Source organism: Shigella sp. FC1967, from assembly GCF_001743005.1.
In the GTDB taxonomy this organism is placed as follows: domain Bacteria; phylum Pseudomonadota; class Gammaproteobacteria; order Enterobacterales; family Enterobacteriaceae; genus Proteus.
Window position 1 is genome coordinate 1 of the sequence record NZ_MIIZ01000763.1, and the last position, 3596, is coordinate 3596.

General features: G+C 38.1%; 1 protein-coding gene, 2 tRNA genes, 2 rRNA genes and 2 pseudogenes. 5 read left to right on the plus strand and 2 right to left on the minus strand.

Going from position 1 to position 3596, the window contains the following annotated elements; all coding sequences use genetic code 11:
* From BHE89_RS12260 to BHE89_RS12275, 4 genes are all read left to right on the plus strand, one after another.
* Positions 1-81, plus strand: a 23S ribosomal RNA gene (locus BHE89_RS12260); the annotation flags it as partial.
* Between the two features lie 116 nt (positions 82-197).
* Positions 198-314: ribosomal RNA gene (gene rrf / locus BHE89_RS12265) — 5S ribosomal RNA — on the plus strand.
* A gap of 49 nt (positions 315-363) precedes the next feature.
* Positions 364-440, plus strand: a tRNA-Asp gene (locus BHE89_RS12270).
* A gap of 7 nt (positions 441-447) precedes the next feature.
* Positions 448-523: transfer RNA gene (locus BHE89_RS12275), tRNA-Trp, on the plus strand.
* A gap of 247 nt (positions 524-770) precedes the next feature.
* Here the strand turns inward: BHE89_RS12275 and hdfR are convergent.
* Positions 771-1593: pseudogene (hdfR, locus tag BHE89_RS12280) on the minus strand (HTH-type transcriptional regulator HdfR).
* 115 nt (positions 1594-1708) lie between these two features.
* On the opposite strand from hdfR, the pseudogene BHE89_RS12285 reads away from it, so the two are divergent.
* Positions 1709-2048, plus strand: a pseudogene (locus tag BHE89_RS12285) (MaoP family protein).
* 47 nt (positions 2049-2095) lie between these two features.
* Here the strand turns inward: BHE89_RS12285 and BHE89_RS12290 are convergent.
* A partial coding sequence (locus BHE89_RS12290; protein ID WP_128860513.1) for a YifB family Mg chelatase-like AAA ATPase occupies positions 2096-3596 on the minus strand: 1501 nt, incomplete at its 5' end.

The following is a 3596-nucleotide window of genomic DNA, read 5'->3' on the forward strand; positions in this document are numbered from 1 at the left end:
CTAAGACGTTGATAGGCTGGGTGTGTAAGCGTAGCGATACGTTGAGCTAACCAGTACTAATGAACCGTGAGGCTTAACCTGACAACACCGAAGGTGTTTGTCAGAGAGACGAAACGATGAAGTAAGCTTGTTTAAGATTGATAATTACTGGTGACGAACCGTTAAAGGGTGAGTGACGAGTAATAAAACAGAATTTGCTTGGCGGCCATAGCGCAACGGTCCCACCTGATCCCATGCCGAACTCAGAAGTGAAAACGTTGTAGCGCCGATGGTAGTGTGGGGCCTCCCCATGTGAGAGTAGGGAACTGCCAGGCATCAATTAACGCATTAGTGTTAAATAACATTAATCGCAAAAGAATACGCGGAGCGGTAGTTCAGTTGGTTAGAATACCTGCCTGTCACGCAGGGGGTCGCGGGTTCGAGTCCCGTCCGTTCCGCCAACTATTTAGGGGCGTAGTTCAATTGGTAGAGCACCGGTCTCCAAAACCGGGTGTTGGGAGTTCGAGCCTCTCCGCCCCTGCCAGTTACCAATTAAGTAATAACAAAATTTATACTTCTTTGTAGCCCAGTTAATTAACTGGGCTTTTTGTTATCTACATATTCTCAATATTTACTGCACTAAATTCCTATTCACTAGCTGACTAATGTGTCTCTTTTACCAATACCTATCGGTAATATTCCTTGTTATATGTAATAAAGATTCTAGAGATAAAGCTTAAACCCGACGATGACTCGTTAATATCATAAATAGCTATGGGGGAATTTAAGCTTTACTGATGATTTATCGGCTGTTTTAGTAACTGTTGTATCAATACTTGTTGATCACTTGTATTTAGCCAAACAGCAAATAAAGGTTTTTGAATAATTTCTGTTGAGGCAGGCGCTAGATCTGAATAGAGATCAAGCCAATGTGTTGGCAGAAATGCAACTGCTTGATTTGTTTTCATTAACTGATAAGCAATCATTGCAGAGTTAGTGGTTAAAATAGGATCAATTTTTTTGTACTGCGGCATTAGGAACAAAAGGTTGAAAGTCAGCGCTCCATTCAATTTTAATAAATTGTGTTATTTCTTCTGTTTTATTTGCTGCTATCTTCATCAACTGAAAAGTAATATCACCAATAATTTTGCTTTCTAATTCATCCATCTTTGGTGCTTCAGTCGTAAAAAGAAGGTCAAGCTCTCTTGCATGAAGTTGTTTTACAAGGGATTGCCTTGTAGAGACTCTAGATTCGATTCTAAGCTCTTTTCTTTCTAGATAAGATTCCTGTAACCACGATGTTAGATATGCTTCCCAGAGTGATGCTGTGGCGCCAATTGATAGCTCTGAATGTTGAGATGCATGGCTAATCTCTTTTTTAGCGAGAAGCCATGTATTCATTAACGATTCAGCATAGGGGATCAGTCTTTCACCCGCAGCAGTTAGACGAATATTATTACGATGGCGAGTAAACAGATTTGTGCCTAATTGTGTTTCTAATTGTCGTATTCTAAAACTAACCGCAGACTGCGTTAAATAAAGAGATTCAGCGGCTCGTCCAAAGTGTCTAGTCTTACTGACTTCCAAAAAGGTTTTCAGTAATTCGGTATCCACATCTATCTCCAAAAAAATTTGTCGTTACGATTTAAATATTTTGTTTTACAGAACCGCATGACTATCTAATACTCCGCGCCATAAGTATGACGATAGAGAATTAGGAGTGTGTCAGATGGCAGAAAGTTTTATCACGACTAATCGTTTTTTTTGACAATAAACATTATCCGCGTGGTTTTTCTCGTCATGGCGATTTCACTATCAAGGAATCCCAGATATTGGAACGTCATGGTCAAGCCTTTAATGAGCTCGATTTAGGCAAACGAGAGCCTGTAACTGAAGCGGAAAAATTATTTGTTGCCATGTGTCGTGGCGAACGAGAAGCAGCAACAATCGAAGAAAAAATTTGGAAAAAATATACTAGTCGTATAAGTCGTCCAAAACGTTTTCATACATTATCGGGTGGAAAGCCACAGCTCGATCCATCTGATGACTATACCGACTCTGATGATTAATATCATTAGTTTTAGTTAAAAGGAGCGTTTTTTTCGCTCCTTTTTATTTACCCATCTAATTGCTTTTGTAAATAGATCATTAATCTATCCATTGCACGAAAGCTTAATGCTTCAATTAAATGATTTCTCTGTATTTTCTCTTCATTTGCAAGATCGGCAATAGTTCTCGATACTCTTAAAATTTTATGCCAAGCTCGTATCGATAATCCTAGTTTATTTAATGTATTTTCAAGAAAAGTTGCATCACTGGTATTCAATGAGCAATAGCATTCAATCTCTTTGCCAGTTAAATATGTATTTACTTTCCCACATCGTGCAAATTGTCTTTCTCTTGCCTTTAAAACGCGTTTTCTAATTGTCGTACTATTCTCTGTGGTAAATGTAGGCTGAATAAGCGCGCCTTGTGGAAGAAGTGGCATTTCGACAGATAAATCAAACCTATCTAAAAAAGGCCCAGAAACTTTACTTAAATAGCGTAGGATCTGCTTTATGGGGACTCGATTGTGATTGCCTTGATAATGCCCTGTTGGACTTGGATTCAATGCACCGACCAATAATACATTAGCAGGGTAGCTTATTTTGGCTTTTGCGCGTGAAATAGTAATTTCTCTAGCATCTAGAGGTTCACGTAATGCATCGAGTACACGACGCTCGAATTCTGGCAGTTCATCTAAAAATAAAATACCGTGATGTGCTAATGTAATTTCTCCTGGTCTAGGAAGCGAACCTCCCCCCGTTAAAGCAACACTAGAGGAAGTATGATGTGGAGCTCTAAATGGTCTTGTAGGCCATTTTCTTTCATCAAATGTCACGCCTCTTAAACTACTAATAATTAATACATCAAGTGCTTCTTTAGCCGTCAAAGGTGGAAGAAGTGTACTTATCCTTTGTGCTAACATTGTTTTTCCTGTTCCTGGCGGTCCAAGAAATAAAATATTGTGATTTCCTGCAGCTGTGATTTCTGCTGCTCTTTTTGCATTATTTTGACCAATTATATCGCTCATATCTTTATTATCTTGATTTTCAATTTCATCATTAATAATAAAACTTTCTGTTTCAATTAATGGCGTATTATTTTCTAGATGATGACAAATCTCTAAAAGATGAGAGGCTAATAAAGCTGATTTATTGGGTAATAATGAAACTTCAGTTTGATGTTCTGTTGATACAATGCATATTCGATGATCTTTTGAAGCACTAAGAATTGATGGGATCACTGCATTAACTCGTTGTAATTTTCCAGAAAGTGCAAGCTCTCCAATAAACTCATAACACGCTAATTTATTTGATGTTAGTTGTTCTGATGCAATGAGTATTGCCAGTGCAATAGGCAAATCATAACGCGCACCTTCTTTAGGTAAATCGGCAGGTGAAAGATTAATCGTTATTCTTTTTGCAGGATAAATATATCCGCTATTAATTAATGCACTCCTTACTCTGTCTTTTGCTTCTTTTACGACAGTTTCAGGTAATCCAACTAATGTTAATCCGGGTAATCCCTGACTAATATGAGCCTCGATAGTAATAAGCGGAGCTGATATTCCTAAA